Origin of the sequence: Acinetobacter sp. NIPH 542, assembly GCF_000369825.1 — a bacterium.
In the GTDB taxonomy this organism is placed as follows: Bacteria; Pseudomonadota; Gammaproteobacteria; order Pseudomonadales; family Moraxellaceae; genus Acinetobacter; species Acinetobacter oleivorans.
The window spans coordinates 91409-108836 of record NZ_KB850206.1 but is presented as its reverse complement, the minus strand read 5'-3'; the positions used below and the strand labels follow the sequence as shown (position 1 = coordinate 108836).

The 17428-nt window shown below is 42.2% G+C and carries 16 protein-coding genes; 1 reads left to right on the top strand and 15 read right to left on the bottom strand.

Annotated elements, in window-relative coordinates; all coding sequences use genetic code 11:
• Positions 1–36 precede the first annotated feature (36 nt).
• Positions 37–921, top strand: coding sequence for a LysR family transcriptional regulator GigC (gene gigC, locus F886_RS06135; protein WP_005302979.1), 885 nt, complete (start codon positions 37–39; stop codon positions 919–921).
• A gap of 205 nt (positions 922–1126) precedes the next feature.
• Here the strand turns inward: gigC and F886_RS06130 are convergent, their stop codons facing one another.
• The 15 genes from F886_RS06130 to ndhC all read right to left on the bottom strand — a co-directional run bounded on the left by F886_RS06130 (position 1127) and on the right by ndhC (position 17319).
• On the bottom strand, positions 1127–1420 hold the full coding sequence (locus F886_RS06130) for a cold shock domain-containing protein (RefSeq protein WP_004794308.1): 294 nt from the start codon (positions 1418–1420) through the stop codon (positions 1127–1129).
• 116 nt (positions 1421–1536) lie between these two features.
• Complete coding sequence (gene upp / locus F886_RS06125; protein ID WP_004794310.1) at positions 1537–2172, bottom strand: uracil phosphoribosyltransferase; 636 nt, start codon at positions 2170–2172, stop codon at positions 1537–1539.
• 100 nt (positions 2173–2272) lie between these two features.
• Positions 2273–3769 carry an NADH-quinone oxidoreductase subunit NuoN gene (gene nuoN / locus F886_RS06120; protein ID WP_004794312.1) on the bottom strand — a complete coding sequence of 499 codons (1497 nt, stop codon included), beginning with the start codon at positions 3767–3769 and terminating at the stop codon, positions 2273–2275.
• A 2-nt stretch (positions 3770–3771) separates the two neighbouring features.
• The gene (gene nuoM, locus F886_RS06115) at positions 3772–5370 is read right to left on the bottom strand and encodes an NADH-quinone oxidoreductase subunit M (protein WP_004794314.1); all 1599 of its coding nucleotides are present in this window, start codon (positions 5368–5370) and stop codon (positions 3772–3774) included.
• 1 nt (position 5371) lies between these two features.
• Positions 5372–7261, bottom strand: coding sequence for an NADH-quinone oxidoreductase subunit L (gene nuoL / locus F886_RS06110; protein ID WP_004794316.1), 1890 nt, complete (start codon positions 7259–7261; stop codon positions 5372–5374).
• Entirely contained in the window at positions 7258–7566 is a 309-nt protein-coding gene (gene nuoK / locus F886_RS06105; RefSeq protein WP_003653467.1) for an NADH-quinone oxidoreductase subunit NuoK, read from the bottom strand. Before nuoK ends, nuoL begins: the two co-directional genes overlap by 4 nt.
• Positions 7566–8084, bottom strand: coding sequence for an NADH-quinone oxidoreductase subunit J (gene nuoJ, locus F886_RS06100; protein WP_014205902.1), 519 nt, complete (start codon positions 8082–8084; stop codon positions 7566–7568). Before nuoJ ends, nuoK begins: the two co-directional genes overlap by 1 nt.
• Positions 8084–8626 carry an NADH-quinone oxidoreductase subunit NuoI gene (gene nuoI, locus F886_RS06095; protein ID WP_004794319.1) on the bottom strand — a complete coding sequence of 181 codons (543 nt, stop codon included), beginning with the start codon at positions 8624–8626 and terminating at the stop codon, positions 8084–8086. The genes nuoJ and nuoI overlap by 1 nt, the downstream gene beginning before the upstream one ends.
• An 18-nt stretch (positions 8627–8644) precedes the next feature.
• Positions 8645–9661, bottom strand: coding sequence for an NADH-quinone oxidoreductase subunit NuoH (gene nuoH / locus F886_RS06090; protein ID WP_004703499.1), 1017 nt, complete (start codon positions 9659–9661; stop codon positions 8645–8647).
• Positions 9662–9664: 3 nt separating this feature from the next.
• On the bottom strand, positions 9665–12349 hold the full coding sequence (gene nuoG, locus F886_RS06085) for an NADH-quinone oxidoreductase subunit NuoG (RefSeq protein ID WP_005302976.1): 2685 nt from the start codon (positions 12347–12349) through the stop codon (positions 9665–9667).
• An 11-nt stretch (positions 12350–12360) separates the two neighbouring features.
• Complete coding sequence (nuoF, locus tag F886_RS06080; protein ID WP_004794326.1) at positions 12361–13692, bottom strand: NADH-quinone oxidoreductase subunit NuoF; 1332 nt, start codon at positions 13690–13692, stop codon at positions 12361–12363.
• Positions 13689–14198: an NADH-quinone oxidoreductase subunit NuoE gene (nuoE, locus tag F886_RS06075; RefSeq protein ID WP_005302974.1), complete on the bottom strand. Its 510-nt coding sequence runs from the start codon at positions 14196–14198 to the stop codon at positions 13689–13691. The genes nuoF and nuoE overlap by 4 nt, the downstream gene beginning before the upstream one ends.
• 13 nt (positions 14199–14211) lie before the next feature.
• Complete coding sequence (gene nuoC / locus F886_RS06070) at positions 14212–15999, bottom strand: NADH-quinone oxidoreductase subunit C/D (RefSeq protein WP_004794331.1); 1788 nt, start codon at positions 15997–15999, stop codon at positions 14212–14214.
• An 84-nt stretch (positions 16000–16083) separates the two neighbouring features.
• Complete coding sequence (locus F886_RS06065; protein ID WP_002120034.1) at positions 16084–16761, bottom strand: NuoB/complex I 20 kDa subunit family protein; 678 nt, start codon at positions 16759–16761, stop codon at positions 16084–16086.
• 6 nt (positions 16762–16767) lie between these two features.
• Positions 16768–17319 carry an NADH-quinone oxidoreductase subunit A gene (ndhC, locus tag F886_RS06060; protein ID WP_003653481.1) on the bottom strand — a complete coding sequence of 184 codons (552 nt, stop codon included), beginning with the start codon at positions 17317–17319 and terminating at the stop codon, positions 16768–16770.
• Positions 17320–17428: the final 109 nt, after the last annotated feature.

Below are 17428 nucleotides of genomic sequence, written 5' to 3'. Positions count from 1 at the left end.
ATAATGAATACTTTTAAACGTTAAGGCTTTTTAAACATGCGCATGACATTACGCCAGTTGGCTGTTTTTGTAGCAGTCGCTCAAGAAGGAACTGTCACCAAAGCCAGTGATGCGGTCAGACTGACGCAAAGTGCAGCAAGTATGGCTTTAGCCGATTTAGAGGATGGTCTTGGTGCCCCTCTATTTGATCGTTTAGGTAAACGACTACAACTCAATGATCTTGGTCGGTTTTTATTGCCTCAAGCGCTAGAAATATTAGGTCGCTGTGAAGCTTTTGAGCAAGCTGCAAAAGGTGAGTTACAAAGCATTGATTTACGTATTGGGGCAACTCTAACGATCAGTGATTACCTTATGCCAGATTTAATGGCGAACTTTTTACAGTATCACCCCAAAGCACACCTGCAATTACAAGTGGGCAACACACGCCAAATGATTGAAGCAGTCAATCAGTTTCAGCTTGATTTGGCATTAATTGAGGGCTCATGTCATCTGCCTCAACTTCAATGTATTCACTGGCGAGATGATGAGCTTGCAGTATGTTGCTCCCCTAATCACCCTCTAGCACGTTTAAATCGACCTTTAACAGCAAATGATTTTTATCAAGTTGAATGGATTTTACGTGAGGAAGGTTCGGGAACTCGTGAAGTATTTGATAATGCTATTTTGCAAGATCTGCCAGATGCCAATATTCGCCTAACCCTAGGTCACAATGAAGCAATCTTGAAAATTGTTGCTGGTGGCTTAGGAATGTCTTGTATCTCTAAACTCGCTATTGAACCTTTAATTGAAAAAGAGCAATTAGTGATTTTAGAAACACCTTTCTGGCAACTCACTCGCCCACTTTACATGTTGGTACATCGTCAAAAATACCAAGGTCCTGGCCTCAAGGCATTCTTACAATTCTGTGAAGATCAAGTTTAAGACCTGATCTTCTAGTGCCATCTTGAGTCATTCTCACATGGCTCACCATTTTTCATTTTATTATTTATGGGTTAAGACAATTAAGGGAAGCCAATGCCTCCCTTAATTTTGTATTACTTACTTGTTCGAAACGTTATCAATAATCATCTCTATCCGTCATAGCTAAACTCAACACTAAGCTAGGTTTGAAGATTGAGAGTCTCTATTAACGTCGAAAATGTGATAACAACTCTGACGTAATCGCTTTATTATGATCAGCGATTTTATTCTTTTTTGTTTTAGCTGGATTAGGATCGATACGCTCGATCTTGATAGCCTTAAATTTCCCCTGATTATCTGCCGCAAGAAATCTCACTTTTTCATTTCTTTTTGGCTCACCTTCGGATGCAGGGAAATCAGAAATATGAAAGAAAATATCTCCTTCAGTAGTCGAAATAAAACCAAATCCTTTATCAGGATCATATTGTTTAACTTTTCCGGTATAAAATTCTTGCTTCATGATCTTTACCTTACTTTTTCAATACTGTCGTTACAGCAGAAAATTAAAAAGAGACTTTCAATCCGCACTCAAAACTTTACGGTTTGATTAAGTCTCTTTTATCGTTATTTCAAAAATTAGTCTTTTTGGACACTACCAAAAATTTTATCGCCCGCATCACCTAGACCAGGAACAATATAGCCTTGTTCATTTAAGCCATTATCAATAGATGCTGTATAAATCTGTACATCTGGATGAGCTGCTTCAACTTTAGCAACACCTTCTGGAGCAGCAACTAATACCATAACACGTATATCTTTACAGCCACTCGCCTTTAATACATCAATCGCAGCAACTAATGAATTACCTGTTGCCAACATTGGGTCGATAATCATTGCAAGACGATTAGCGACATCTGGAACTAGTTTTTTATAATAAGTGCGAACTTCTAGTGTTTCTTCATTACGTTCAAGACCTAAAACACTTACTTTTGCACTTGGAATCAGATTAAGTACACCATCCAGCATACCAATTCCTGCACGTAAAATCGGTACAATCGTTATTTTTTTACCAGCAATACGCTGTGTAGTAACAGTTCCAGCCCATCCAGCAATTTCACAATCCACCACTGGTAAATCTTTTGTTGCTTCATACGTCAACAACATAGTCACTTCCTGAGCAAGCTCACGGAAATTCTTAGTACTGATGTCAGAACGACGCAACAAACCTAATTTATGACGAATAAGTGGGTGACGAATTTCTTGAATGGCCACAGATGTTACCTAAAAATATAAAAACGTATTTATTATAATCTTTTTTTAATGCTCAATAAAAAAAAGCCTCCAGATTTGGAGGCTTTTTTGTACACTAGAATTAGTGTTGTTGTGAAAGCATGAAATGTAATGGAGATAAAATTTCTGCTTTTAATGCTAAATTAATCATTGGATCTGGATATACACCCAAAATAATAACTAATGCAGCAGCAGCTAATACCATTAAACCACCTACTTTTTGTCCCCAATGAGCATCTGCATCAATACGAGGAGTTTCTGGTGGTGTCATATACATTACAACCATCACACGTAAGTAATAGTACAAACCAATACCACTACCCACAATAATCATTGCAGCCAAGAACCAGTGCTGAGTTGTTACAGCAGCCATTACAACCAAGAACTTACCAATGAAGCCTGCTGTTAATGGAATACCAGCCAAAGATAACATCATGACTGTTAAAGTTGCTGTAAGTACTGGACGACGCCAGAACAAACCACGGTAGTCTGCAAGACTTTGTGCTTCATCTACGTTGTTATATGGGCTAGACATTAACGCTACAGCACCAAAAGCACCGATAGTTGTTAATACGTAAGACACCACATATACAGTTACACTACCCAAGCTCGCATAAGTCATGCTAATTAAAGCAATTAACAAATAACCAAAATGAGCAATAGATGAATAACCGAGAATACGTTTTAAGTTAACTTGACGAACAGCGAGTAAGTTACCAACTAAAATCGACAATACTGCAATGATTGTCAAAATAGTGACTAACGAATCCACCATAATTGCGCCTGAAGCAAGCATATAGCGCACGAACAAACCAATGGTTGCAACTTTAGCAGCAGTCGCTAAGAAAGTTGCCATTGGCGCTGGTGCACCTGCATATACATCTGGTGTCCATTTATGGAACGGCGCAAGCGATAATTTAAACGCAACAGCAAAGATAATGAGTGCTAAACCTAATAACACCATTGGCTGTTTAATTGCGCCAAATAAAGCCTGTACAGAATCATAGAATGAAAGTGAACCAGTATATGCATAGATATATGCCATACCCATCAACAACATTGCAGAAGCTGTCGCTGAAAGTACAAGATATTTAATACCAGCTTCAAGTGAACTACTGCGTTGATAAGTATAAGCAAGTAAGCCGTATACAGGGATCGACATTAACTCAAGGCTAATGAAGAACGATGCATAGTGAGAACTTGCAACCATCAACATTGCACCTGCTACCGAAGCAAGTAACAAAAGATAGAGTTCTTCGCGGTTATCTTTATAGGTTTCGATGTAAGCGTGAGACAAAGTACAACAAGCCAACGCTGCAATCAAAATCATAAATTGATAGAACATAGTAAATGGATCAACCATAAACATGCCCATCACATTTGCCGGTACAAACTTACCGCCAAATACTGCAAATAAAATATAAAGTGCAGCGAGGTTTAAACCAACAACAGAAGCTGTTGCGATTAAATTATGATTACGCTTAATTGAAATTAACAGCATGACGACGATTGTTGTTAAAGCAACAATCATCACCGGAGCTAAAGGCATAAGCGTAGCGAATGATACTGTGAAGTTCATGATTATTGGATCTCCACATGGTCAAGTTGAGTAGCTGTTTGCTGAACAGTGTCAACGACTTCTTGAACTGGCACATAACTATTGACGAACCACTGCATGCTTGAATGAGATACATCCAAGAATGTTTGTGGATAGATACCAAGCCAAACGAGACCAATCGCACAAATCATCAAAATACCAACTTCACGAGCAGATAAGTCTTTTAGTGGACTAGTGTAGTGTTGCTTTTGTTCAGGATTTGGTTCACCAAACAAAGCGCGGTGAATCAAAATCAAGCCGTATAAGCCTGCGAATACAAGGCTGATAGAAGCAAGAATCGTGAATACAGGATATTTATTAAATGAACCCATCAAAATCAGGAATTCACCAATAAAGTTACCTAAACCTGGCACACCAACAAGAGCAGCAACGAAGAACATCAAGAAAAATGGCAAGTACTGAAGCTGGCCACGAAGACCACCCATTAAACGCAAATCACGTGTATGTAAACGTTCATAGATTTGACCAGACATAATGAACAATGCAGCTGATGACAAACCATGTGCCAACATCATGATCATTAGACCTTGGAAGGTCAAAATGTTACCTGCGTAGATCGCAAGTAAAATAAAGCCCATGTGTGAAATCGACGTATACGCAAGTAAACGTTTCATGTCAGTTTGCTGGTAAGCACACCATGCGCCGTAGAAAATACCAATCAAACCGAAAATAATCGCAATGTCTGCAAACTGAGCAGAAGCTGTCGGGAAGAATGGAATAACAAAACGAAGCAAGCCATACGCAGCTGTTTTAATCAAGATACCCGCTAAGTCTACAGAACCTGCTGTAGGTGCTTGAGCATGCGCATCTGGTAACCAACCGTGTAATGGGAAGACTGGTAACTTCACCGCAAAACCGATGAAGAAACAGATCATGAAACCGTACGCTAAGCCAGGCGGTAAGTGGTTAGCTACAGCTAATAAATAGTTGTAATCGAAACCGATCATTCCGGTCATCATGTAGCCATAAACTACAAGACCAAGAATACCGATTAACATCACTAAACCAGCGATTTGCGTGTAAAGGAAGAACTTAGTAGCTGCGTAAACACGTGAACGACCGTTTGAACCTTTATGACCCCATAACGCAATCAGGAAGTAGATTGGTACAAGCATCATCTCCCAGAAGAAGAAGAACAGGAACAGGTCAATCGCTAAGAATACACCGATAACGCCACCTAAACTCCATAAAAGGTTTAAGTGGAAGAAACCAACGTTCTTTTGAATTTCGCCCCATGAACAACCAACAGCAAGTACACCAAGTAACGCTGTTAATAACACCATGAGTAACGATAAGCCATCCACAGCTAAGTGAATGCCGATACCGAGTGATTGAATCCACGGTAAATAGAACTCAGCAGACCAAGTTGGGATTTTTGAACCCATCTCATAGCTATAAGTTCCATTTTGCCAAAGTGCAAGACCTAAGCCCAAAGTAATGAGCATACCAATTAAGGCAATCCAGCGTGGCAAGGTTTTGTCGAGCTTATCGACTAACCAACAAATAAAACCAGCAATGAACGGAACAAGGATCAGCGCGGGTAAAATTAAATTGTTTTCCATTTTATTTCCCCACTACCTGAATAACGATCAAGATCATCAATAACACCACTACACCGAGTGACATACTTGATGCGTATTCACGCAATGAACCGGTTTGACGTGAGCTTGTAAAACTGTTTCCGCCTTTAACAAGTGCAGGAAGAACTAACCACAAACTGTCAATCGGGTCACGGCCAAAGATTTTGGCGAAGAATAAATAAGGTTTAACAAAAACGATGTCATACAATGCATCAAAACCAAAAGCGGTACGGCAAATATGTGCCAAACCTGAACCCAAACTTGTTTGAGCAAATGATTTCACTGCACCATAAGCAAATGTAAATAATGCTATACCAACAACTAGACCAACTAGCGCAATTCCTACAGCTAAATGCTCTGCCCCATGCATGCCTTCAACAAATTGTTCAGCCACATGGAATTCAGGAATTTTTGCAGTATTAAGAATACCAGCTACAGGCGCTTTTAATACGGCACCCACAAAAGTAGACAGTACAGCTAAAATGCCCAATGGAGCCCAGTAAGTTGCACCTTTAATTTCATGGTAAGGCGTGTTTTCTTGACCAAAGAATACAACCCAGATTAAACGGAATGTATAGATTGAAGTCAGGAATGCACCTGCTACACCCACCCAATATAAAGTGTGATATAGAGCAACTGATTGACCTTGTACCCAAACTTCACCAAGAATCGCATCTTTAGAGAAGAAGCCAATGGTCAAGAATGGAATCGCTGCTAATGCACCGCCACCAATCGCGAAACAAGCAAACAGGAATTTGTTACGTTTGAACAAGCCACCCATTTTGAAGATGTTTTGCTCGTGGTGGTAAGCCAGAATCACCGCACCAGAAGACAAGAATAATAATGCCTTAAAGAATGCGTGAGCCAACATGTGGAACAAGCCAGCTTGATAAGCTTCCGCACCTACAGCCATAAACATATAACCCAACTGACTCATTGTTGAGTAAGCCAAGATACGTTTGATGTCTGTTTGTACGAGCGCAGCAAAACCTGCAACTAACAAAGTTACCGCGCCAGTTACCGAAATGAATTGCATCACTTCAGGAGCAAGTTCAAATACGCTGAATAGACGGCAACATAAGTACACACCAGCCGTTACCATTGTTGCAGCGTGGATTAATGCAGAAACAGGTGTTGGACCTGCCATTGCATCTGCCAACCATGTTTGCAATGGAATTTGTGCAGATTTACCAGCAGCACCCAAGAACAACATTAATGCAGTCCAGATCGTAAGAGACGAACTCTTCGTCATTACTTCTGCTGCGTGTTCAACAATGTACTGAGTATTCAGCGTACCAAATTGTTGGTAAAGCAAGAATAAAGCGATAAGTAAGAATACGTCACCTACGCGGGTAACTGTAAATGCTTTGATCGCAGCCCAACCATTTGCAGGGTTTGCATAATAGAAACCGATAAGCAAATAAGAGCAAAGACCTACGCCTTCCCAACCTAAGAATAACAACGCTAAGTTGTCGCCCAATACAAGCACAAGCATGCTGGCAACAAACAGGTTGAAATAAGAGAAGAAACGCGCATAACCTTCTTCACCGCGCATGTACCATGATGCAAAGATATGGATTAAGAAACCAACACCTGTCACCATGCCCATCATGAGTAAAGATAAGCCATCTAAATGTAAGCTAATGCCCGGTGCAAAACCACCAACATTGAACCATGTCCACAGATTTTGAACAAAAACTTGCTGACCACTTGTGGTAAATGCCATTCCAGCAATCAATGCAAATAATGCAGATAAACCTACAGAACCTACACCAATAATTGCTGCAACATTTTCAGAGAGTTTGTCTCGTCCCGCCGCCAACAAAATGAAACCGATTAGCGGAAATAATACTGTTAGATATAAATAACTCATCCGCGCATCTCACTAGCAGCATCCACATCCAAATGATGGAAGCGATGATAGAACTGAAGGACAATCGCAAGACCGATACATGCCTCTGCTGCTGCAAGGGTCAAAATCAGAATGAACATCACTTGTCCATCTGGTTGTGCCCATACGCTACCCGCAAGAACAAATGCCAATGCAGCAGCATTCATCATGACCTCAAGGCTCATTAACATAAATAATAGGTTGCGTCGCACCATTACACCGTAAAAACCGAGTGCAAAAAGGATGGTTGCAACAATCAAACCATGTTCTAAAGGAATCTGGCCCATTATTCTTTTTCCTCTTCTGCACCTGGTTCACGTTTACCTAAGTGGTATGCTGCAACAAGGGCTGCTAGCAATAACATCGCGGCAACTTCAACCAATAATAAATAGTGAGTAAAGAGTGCTTGACCAACGACTTTTGGTCCAATCACTTGTGCCCCAAGCGGTGCTGAAATAGTAGTGTATTCACCACCAAGCATCCAAACTAAAAGCAAGCCGAGCAAGAAACTCATGAGTGCTGGATATGCCCAAGCATCTGAAGAAAGCCATTTACGTTCTTGTTCAACGGTGTGTTGACCTAAGTTAAGCATCATCACAACGAATACGAACAGAACCATAATTGCTCCGGCATAGACGATGATTTCAAGAGCACCTGCAAAAGGCGCCCCCACGATCATGAAAATACCAGCAACAGCAAGCAATGAAACAATTAGACTAAGTAAAGCGTGTACAGGGTTCGTGTTAGTCACTACACGAACCGTAGAAACGATGGCCACGAGTGCCATCAAATAAAACGGCCACATCATGGTAATAGACTCCGTACATCGATTGGTGCACTTTCTTTTTGTGCTTGACCTTTCTCTTTACCGTTAATCGCCATACCCGTTACACGGTAGAAGTTGTAGTCTGGGTATTTTCCCGGACCTGAAATGAGTAAGTTTTCTTTCTCATAAACAAGGTCTTGACGTACGTATTCGCCTAACTCGAAGTCTGGTGTGAGCTGAATTGCAGTTGTTGGACAAGCTTCTTCACACATACCGCAGAAAATACAACGTGAAAAGTTGATACGGAAAAATTCCGGATACCAACGTCCATCTTCTGTTTCTGCTTTTTGTAGTGAGATACAGCCAACTGGACACGCAACCGCACATAGGTTACATGCCACACAACGCTCTTCCCCATCTGGGTCACGCGTTAACACAATACGACCACGAAAGCGTGGCGGCACAATCTGTTCAGCCGGTACTTCTGGATATAAAATCGTGTCACGTTTACGCGTTACATGGCTAAATACCATAAACAACGAACGTACAATCGATCCGAATCCAGCTAGAAATTTATACATTTTGTACTCCCTGCTGTCCTAGGCCTGATTCATCAGAATCACAGCACCAGTCACTAACAAGTTGACCAACGCCAATGGCAAACAAATTTTCCAACCAAAGTTCATGACTTGGTCATAACGTGGACGCATTAAAGAACCACGAGCCAAAACAAACATCATTACAAAGAATGCTGTTTTAATCACAAACCAGAATACTGGCGGAACAAATGGAATTTCTAAATTGAATGGTGCTAACCAACCACCGAAGAATAAAGTTACGATCAATGCAGAAATAAGTACCACGTTGACATATTCAGCAACGAAGAACATACCCCATTTCATACCACCATATTCAACATGGTAACCTTCAGCCAATTCTTGTTCTGCTTCTGGTTGGTCAAATGGATGACGGTGAGTTACCGCAACACCAGCAACCACAAAAATCAAGAAACCTAAGAATTGTGGAATAACGAACCAAACATCGCGTTGTGCTTCAACAATTTCACGAAGGTTAAATGAGCCTGCAATTGCAACCACACCCATCAATGAGATACCTAAGAACACTTCATAAGAAATGGTTTGAGCAGCTGAACGTAAACCACCAAGCAATGAGTATTTGTTATTTGAAGCCCAGCCACCAAACAATACTGCATAGACTGCAATACCAGCCATTGCCATGAAGAACAACAAACCGATACTCATGTCGGCAACACCCAGTGAAGGACTCACCGGGATTACCATGAATGAAAGAACCGCTGTTGCCATTGCAACAGCTGGTGCTAAACGGAATGTAAGTTTGTCAGCAAATTTTGGTGTCCAGTCTTCTTTGAACATGATCTTAAGCATGTCGGCAACGATCTGGAACATACCACCAGGACCAACACGGTTCGGACCATAACGGTCTTGCCACCAAGCAAGTAAACGACGTTCAATGAAAGACATCAACGCTGCAACTAAAACAACAACAAGCAAAATCACAACTGCTTGAACTACAGCGTAGGCGATTGGCCAGTTCTCAGCCCAAAGTGGCGTTTGACGTATAATTTCTTGATTCATGAATTACACTCCTAAAGCCACTGAAACAGGCTCAGCTAGTGACACCATTGGTGCTAAACCAACTGGGTAACCAATATAACCTGTAGGTAAATATTCAATTACTTGTACAGGCAAGCTCACACTGGTTTCGCCTGCTTTTACTGTAATGCGTTGACCTTCTTGAAGATTCAAACGAGTTGCATCTTGTTCGCCCACTGCAAACATAGCTTCTGGAATACGAGTTTCCATTGCAGGTGTTTTAATAGTGAATTCACCAGAACCAAAAATATGATGCATTGGTACTAAGCGGAAACTTTCAGGGTTTGCAACTACAGCCACTGGAGCAACATAGCTACGCGCAGGGCGTTTTACCAAGCGATCGAATAAACGAACACCTGAATCACCGCCTTTTAAGTGACCACCTACTTCATCTTGGTATTTGTTCCAAGATTGTGGAGAGTTCCAGCCCGGAGCCCATGCAAACGGTACTAATGATGATGCTTTTTGTGGACCAACATAACCTTCCATTGAGAATGTTAATGCTGAATCTGGATCGGTAGGCTGTTTCGGTTCATGAACTGATAACGGCGCACGCATTGCTGTACGACCTGAATAACGACGTGGTTCACGTGCAATTTTCAAACCATGTACACGGTAACCTGCATCAGGTGCCACATCTTGAATTGCTTCAAGTACTGGTACATTTTTCACGATGCTTTCAATCACATCATCAAGCAATGTCCAATCTACAGCCTTACCTTTAATGCCAGTTTCAATGGCATGTAACCAACGCCATGATTCTTTAATTGCATATTCAGGCTTGTAGTAACTTGGATCGTAAACTTGATAGAAGCGCTGTGCACGACCTTCTTGGCTTACAACAGTACCGTCACCTTCTGCAAAGCTTGCTGCTGAAAGAACGATATCAGCCTGTTTCACAGTTTCTGTTTCACTGTGATCAAGCACGATTACTGTTTCAGCTTTATCTAGTGCAGCTTTTACTTGAGCAGCAGGTAAACGACGGAACAAGTCATTTTCAACAATAACAAGTGTGTCGTAGTCTTGAGCAAATGCTTGTTCAAGGCTTAAGCCACCAAACAATGCCAAGCCCATAGAGTTCACTTCAGGAACCACAAGGCTTAAACCAGCTTTAGAACCTAAGTTCTGAGTCAACTCAGCCGCAGCTTCCATAATAGAAGCATCTTGCAAACTTGTGCCCGCAATGATTAATGGTTTGTTTGCTGTTTTTAAAGTGTCAGCAATGGTTTGAGCGAATGCTTTTGCATCGTCATCTAGACCAATTAATACATCACCTTTCACTGCTGCTGCTACGGCAAAGCCTAAACGTGCAATATCATTTGGAGAAGCAACAACTTCACCAGTTGCAACGTCGGCAAGACGAGTTTGAGTTGCAGCCAAGATATAGATCGGAGATTTTGCTTCTTGACCAATACGTTGTACAGGTTCAGCCAACCAATCTGGAGTACGTGTTTTCGCAGCCATTTCGCGAGCTTTGTTTTTCGCAGCTTGGCGAACAGACAATGCCATACGTGGAGCAGTTTGAGTCAGGTCTTCACCTAAAATCAGAACAGCATCGTAGCTTTCGATTTCACGCATGTTCGGGTTATAAATACCCTCGGTTTGCATGATAGACGCAGCAAGTTCAACAAGTTTTTGTTCTTTTTGAGCAACACCAGTTGAGTAATTTGCCTGACCTACAAGCTCACGTAATGCGTAGTTCGATTCCAAACTTGCGCGTGGAGAACCAATACCCAAGACTTTTTTGCCTTGAAGCTTTGCAATCGTTTGATCTAAAGCTTGATCAACAGAAACAGTTGCAACAGTTTCACCGTTACGGAACTGAGGCTGACGTGGACGGTCTGCACGGTTTACATAACCTGTGCCAAAACGACCTTTATCACAAAGGAAGTACTGGTTAACCGAACCATTAAAACGGTTTTCTACGCGACGGATTTCACCATAACGCTCACCCGGAGAAATGTTACAACCAGAAGAACAGCCTTGACACACGCTTGGTGCATACTGCATATCCCATTTACGGTTATAACGCTCTGAATGAGTCTTATCAGTGAATACACCTGTTGGACATACTTCAGTCAAGTTACCCGAGAATTCAGATTCTAAAGTACCTGATTCTGGACGACCAAAGTAAACACGAGATGCATTGGCATACACACCAAAGTCTGTACCGCCCGCATAATCTTTGTAGTAACGAACACAACGGTAACAAGCAATACAGCGGTTCATTTCATGCGCAATGAATGAGCCGAGTTCTTGGTTGTAATGCGTACGTTTTGTGAAGCGGTAACGACGACGGTCATGACCCGTCATTACAGTCATATCTTGTAAATGACAGTGACCACCCTCTTCACAGACTGGACAATCGTGCGGGTGATTCGTCATCAAAAATTCAACAATAGATGCACGGAAATCCGTTGCTTCTTTGTCTTCAATTGAGATATAGGTATTGTCAGATGCTGGTGTCATGCAAGACATGACCAAACGACCACGCGTATCTTCTGGATTCGCATATTGCGTAACAGCACATTGACGGCAAGAACCAACCGAACCTAAGGATGGATGCCAACAAAAATATGGGATGTCGATGCCCAGACTCAAACATGCTTGTAGCAAGTTTTCCGAGCCGTTGACTTCATACGATTTTCCATCGACATGAATTGTAGCCATAGTCGAATTCCTTAAGCTTGTTCTACGTTGCTGGTTTGCACGACAGGACGAGTCGTCACTTTCGCTTCAAACTCACCACGGAAATGTTTGAGTGCGCCCATAAGCGGCTCCATCGCACCTGGTGCGTGGGCACAGAAAGTTTTACCGATCCATAATTTACGAGTCAATTCTTGTAAATGGTCGATATCTTCTTTCTTACCTTCGCCTGCTTCAAGTGCTTTAAGCGCTTTAACAGCCCATGGCAAACCATCACGACATGGTGTACAGAAACCACATGATTCACGCGCAAAGAACTCTTCTAAGTTACGAGTGAGCGATACCATGCATTGAGTTTCATCTACAACCATCAATAAACATGTTCCCAAACGAGAACCTGCTTTCATAATCGTGTCTGCATCCATTGGTAAATCAATGGTATCTGCTGGTAAAAAGTCAGTTGAAGCACCGCCCGGTAACCATGCTTTAAGCTTTAAGCCTTCTCGCATACCACCAGCATGATCTTCAATCACTTCACGTGCAGTTGTACCAAATGGCAATTCCCAAAGACCTGGGAATTTCACTTTACCTGACGCACCATAAATTTTAGTGCCTGGGTCTTTTGATTTACCTGCTGATAAACCGATATACCACTCTGGACCACGAAGCATAATTGCTGGCAAGTTGTTATAAGTTTCAACGTTGTTCACAATTGTTGGACGGCCCCATGCTCCTGCAACTTGCGGGAACGGCGGCTTAGTACGAGGGTTAGCACGACGACCTTCAAGCGAGTTAATCAATGCAGTTTCTTCACCACAGATATAACGCCCTGCACCCGTATGTACATGCAACTCAAAATTCCAGCCAGAACCTAAAATATTTTCGCCTAAATAACCTTTAGCACGAATCTGTTCTAACGCTTCATTTAGATATTGAGCCGCCTCGATGTATTCACCACGGATAAAGATATAACCTTGAGTTGCCTCTAAGGTATAACCCGCAATCAACATCCCTTCGATCAATTGATGTGGAAGTTTTTCCATCAACAAACGGTCTTTAAAGGTACCCGGTTCCATTTCATCGGCATTACAGATCAAATAACGTGGACCACCATCATTTGGTGCCATTAATGACCATTTAATACCCGCTGGGAAACCCGCACCACCACGACCTTTTACAGTTGCAGCTTTAATCACGTCTAACACTTCAGCAGGTTTCATGCCTAATGCTTTTTTAAAGCCAGCATAACCTTCAAGTGCTTCGTAATCATCAGCACCACGAACTTCGTCACGCTTACTTAAACGCCAAGTTAGTGGATGAGTTTCTGGATTACCGTCGCCATAAATTGGTTTTGGTTCAGTATTCATACATACTTCTCCAATAACTGTTTGACCGATGTCACTTCAACTAAACCGTGAGTATCTTCATCAATCATTAAAGTTGGGCCTTTGTCGCAGTTGCCAAGGCAGCAAATTGGAAGCAGCGTAAAACGACCATCTGGTGTCGTCTGACCATACTGAATTCCTAGTTCGCGCTGGAATGCTTCAGCAAGTGTTTCTGCACCCATCAAGAAGCAAGCAATTGAGTCACAAAGCAAAATTACGTGACGACCTACCGGATGGCGATAGATACGGTTGTAAAATGTTGCAACACCTTCCAAATCAGCAACACTCATCGACAATAACTGTGCGATGGCATTCATTTGAGCGTCATCTACCCAACCATTACGGCGCTGTACACACTTCAATGCATCCAAAGAGGCTGCACGAGGGTATGGATAGTGACCAATGTGATGTTCGATATCGTGAATTTCTTCCGCAGTCAAAATTCCTTCAACATTCACACGTGGCTTTTTATCAGTCAAAATCATCATTATGTGTTACCTCTTAGCGATCCACGTCAGCCATAACCACGTCAATGGTCGCCAGATAAATGATTAAGTCAGATACCAAACTTCCGTTAATCACTGAAGGCATTTGCTGTAAGTGAGTAAACGTCGGTGTACGAATACGAGTACGATAACTCATCGTCGCTTTATCTGAAGTCAAGTAGTATGTACTTGCACCTTTAACCACTTCAGTCATAAATGATGACTCGCCCGCTGGCATGACAGGACCCCATGAAACGCTCAAGAAGTGCGTAATCAAGGTTTCAATATCTTGTAATGTCTTATCTTTCGGTGGTGGAACAGCCAATGGATGATCCGCTTTATATGGACCAGAAGGCATGTTATCCAAACACTGTTGAATAATTTTTAACGACTCAGTAATTTCACGGAAGTGAACGAGCACACGTGCATATGCATCGCCTTCATACTCAACTGGCACATCAAAATCGAAGTTTTCATAGCCACTGTATGGACGATATTTACGAACGTCAAAATCAATACCTGTCGCACGTAAACCAGTACCAGTTACACCCCATGCGAGTGCAGATTTAGCATCGTATTGTGCAACGTTACGCGTACGACCAATAAACACAGAGTTTTTCAATGCCGCTGTGTAGTATTCGTTTAAGCGCTTAGGCATCCACTCTAGCAATTCTTTAACAAGTTTCTGCCAGTTGTTTGGAAGATCGTGTGCTGTACCACCAATACGGAACCATGCTGGATGCATACGGTAACCCGTGATTGCTTCAACAATGTCGTAAACTTTTTGACGGTCTGCGAACATATAGAATACTGGTGTCATACCACCGGCATCCTGAATTGCCGTACCACAGAATAATAAGTGGTTATTAATACGGAACAATTCGTTCAACATGACACGAATCACTTGCGCACGTTCAGGAACTTTAATACCAGCCATTTGCTCTACAGCCATTACATACGGCATGTTTTGAGCACAACCACCTAAGTAGTCAACACGGTCAGTATAAGGAATGAAAGAATGCCATGTTTGACGTTCAGCCATCTTTTCCACACCACGGTGGTGATAACCAATATCAGGAACACAGTCCTTCACTTCTTCGCCATCTAACTGCAATACAACACGGAACGCACCATGTGCAGATGGATGGTTAGGCCCCAAGTTCAAGAACATGAAGTCTTCGTCAGCGTTACCACGCTTAAGACCCCAGTCTTCTGGCACAAAGCGTAAGTGCTCTTGTTCAAAGTCTTGTTTCGCTTTGTCTTGCATGTACGGCGTATATTCTGTCGCACGTGCTGAATATTCTTTACGAAGCGGGTGACCTTCCCAATACGTTGGCAACAAGATACGACGGAGCATTGGATGCCCTTCGAAATTGATACCGAACATATCGTAAGCTTCACGTTCATACCAGTTGGCATTTGGCCAGATATTAGTCGCTGTCGGAAGGTTAAGATCATTTTCGTTCAAGGCAACCTTGATACGAATGTCACTATTACGCTCAAGCGATAATAAATGATAAAACACAGTGAAGTCAGATGCTGGTAAACCATCACGATGAACACGTAAACGCTCATCCATCGCAGACAAGTCAAACAGCATTACATATGGACGTTCCACTTTACGTAGGAACATAAGGACTTCTTGCACGCGTGCGCGCTCAACCCAGACTGTTGGAAACTCTTCAAAAGTCGCCTGCACGTAAAAGTTCTCACCAAATTTGGTTTTGAGTTCTTCTACGATTGCAAATGCTGGGCGTGAATCAACTGGTGTTGACTCTGGCATAGCAATGTCAGTTTCAGCCATTGGCTTGGCTTCCTATTTAATACAAATTCTGTCAATTTTCTCGATGAACATATCGGTTAGATATGTCAAAACACCGTCAAAAAATTATTTAATCTCATCCATAGAGCGTAAGTTTTTAACGGCAATACGCTCTGCATTCTTACGGTCACGTTCTGGCATCATCTTTGGCTTATACACTGGCTGAAGATCATCACCGATCACGGCAGAAAGCGGGCGTCGCTCTAATTGAATCTGGTCTTGTAAAAGCATTAAAGCTTGAATTAATGCTTCAGGACGAGGCGGACAACCTGGGACGTACACGTCAACAGGAATAATTTTGTCTACACCTTGAACTACTGAATAGATGTCGTACATACCTCCAGAGTTTGCACAAGCACCCATCGAGATGACCCATTTAGGCTCTAACATCTGTTCATATAGACGCTGAATAACTGGTGCCATTTTTACGAAACAGGTTCCTGCAACAATCATCAAGTCAGCTTGACGAGGTGAAGCACGGATAACCTCTGCGCCGAAACGTGACAAGTCATGCACACCTGTTAAGGTCGTTGCATATTCAACGTAACAACAAGAGGTACCAAAGTTAAATGGCCACAAGGAGTTTTTACGCCCCCAGTTTACTGCTGTATGCAAGACATCCTCTAAACGAGTCATGAATACATTTTTATTCACTTCCTCTTCTAGTGGATCTGTCACGATTTGACGTTCTTGCAATGGGTATTGATCAGCATCCGGATTCGCGCGGGTCAGAGTATATTTCATCCCGACTTACTCCTTTTCAGATGACAATGCAGGTGTAGTTTTTGACTTAACACGACCTGATGATTGAGCTGGAATCTGGCCTGTAGGGTCAGTTACGAGCTCTTCAATAGAGTTAAAGCGTGTAATTTCAGCAATGTTCATTGTTGGTGAACCGATTTTAATCGCCTCACCTGCTGATTTACGGCGATCTGCTGGTGACCAACTTAAAGCACCTACAGAGAAGGCATAAACAAGCGCAATCAATAAATCAACGACAAAGATCACGACAGTGGTATATCCCAACCACCCTACTTCACGCACAGAAGTAGACCATGCATAGAGGTAAAGTGCCTCTAAGTCGAAGACAACAAAGAAAATTGCAACTAAATAGAACTTTGCAGACAGGCGAATGCGAGCGCCACCAGCACTCACGACACCCGATTCAAACTGCTCTTGCTTAGCACGCCCCCACGATTTCCCCCCGAGGAGTAAGGGAACTGTGAGCATAAAGACGCAAAGAAATGTAACGCCGATCACGAAGGCGATAATCGCCCAGTCGTATGGAGTAATGGCACTCATGCGGGGATAACTCCTGGCAGGCCTATTATTTAACAAAGAATGTATGTATTGGCCTTCAAATACACCAAACACAAAATTAATCCCGCCAATTGTACCTGATTTCTAATTT

What these genes read in the sequence shown, in the direction of transcription:
- gigC (WP_005302979.1), top strand. Translation starts at nt 37, where the DNA reads ATGCGCATGACATTACGCCAGTTGGCTGTTTTTGTAGCAGTCGCTCAA.
- F886_RS06130 (WP_004794308.1), bottom strand. Translation starts at nt 1,420, where the DNA reads ATGAAGCAAGAATTTTATACCGGAAAAGTTAAACAATATGATCCTGAT.
- nuoN (WP_004794312.1), bottom strand. Translation starts at nt 3,769, where the DNA reads ATGAACTTCACAGTATCATTCGCTACGCTTATGCCTTTAGCTCCGGTG.
- nuoM (WP_004794314.1), bottom strand. Translation starts at nt 5,370, where the DNA reads ATGGAAAACAATTTAATTTTACCCGCGCTGATCCTTGTTCCGTTCATT.
- nuoL (WP_004794316.1), bottom strand. Translation starts at nt 7,261, where the DNA reads ATGAGTTATTTATATCTAACAGTATTATTTCCGCTAATCGGTTTCATT.
- nuoK (WP_003653467.1), bottom strand. Translation starts at nt 7,566, where the DNA reads ATGGGCCAGATTCCTTTAGAACATGGTTTGATTGTTGCAACCATCCTT.
- nuoJ (WP_014205902.1), bottom strand. Translation starts at nt 8,084, where the DNA reads ATGTGGCCGTTTTATTTGATGGCACTCGTGGCCATCGTTTCTACGGTT.
- nuoI (WP_004794319.1), bottom strand. Translation starts at nt 8,626, where the DNA reads ATGTATAAATTTCTAGCTGGATTCGGATCGATTGTACGTTCGTTGTTT.
- nuoH (WP_004703499.1), bottom strand. Translation starts at nt 9,661, where the DNA reads ATGAATCAAGAAATTATACGTCAAACGCCACTTTGGGCTGAGAACTGG.
- nuoG (WP_005302976.1), bottom strand. Translation starts at nt 12,349, where the DNA reads ATGGCTACAATTCATGTCGATGGAAAATCGTATGAAGTCAACGGCTCG.
- nuoF (WP_004794326.1), bottom strand. Translation starts at nt 13,692, where the DNA reads ATGAATACTGAACCAAAACCAATTTATGGCGACGGTAATCCAGAAACT.
- nuoE (WP_005302974.1), bottom strand. Translation starts at nt 14,198, where the DNA reads ATGATGATTTTGACTGATAAAAAGCCACGTGTGAATGTTGAAGGAATT.
- nuoC (WP_004794331.1), bottom strand. Translation starts at nt 15,999, where the DNA reads ATGGCTGAAACTGACATTGCTATGCCAGAGTCAACACCAGTTGATTCA.
- F886_RS06065 (WP_002120034.1), bottom strand. Translation starts at nt 16,761, where the DNA reads ATGAAATATACTCTGACCCGCGCGAATCCGGATGCTGATCAATACCCA.
- ndhC (WP_003653481.1), bottom strand. Translation starts at nt 17,319, where the DNA reads ATGAGTGCCATTACTCCATACGACTGGGCGATTATCGCCTTCGTGATC.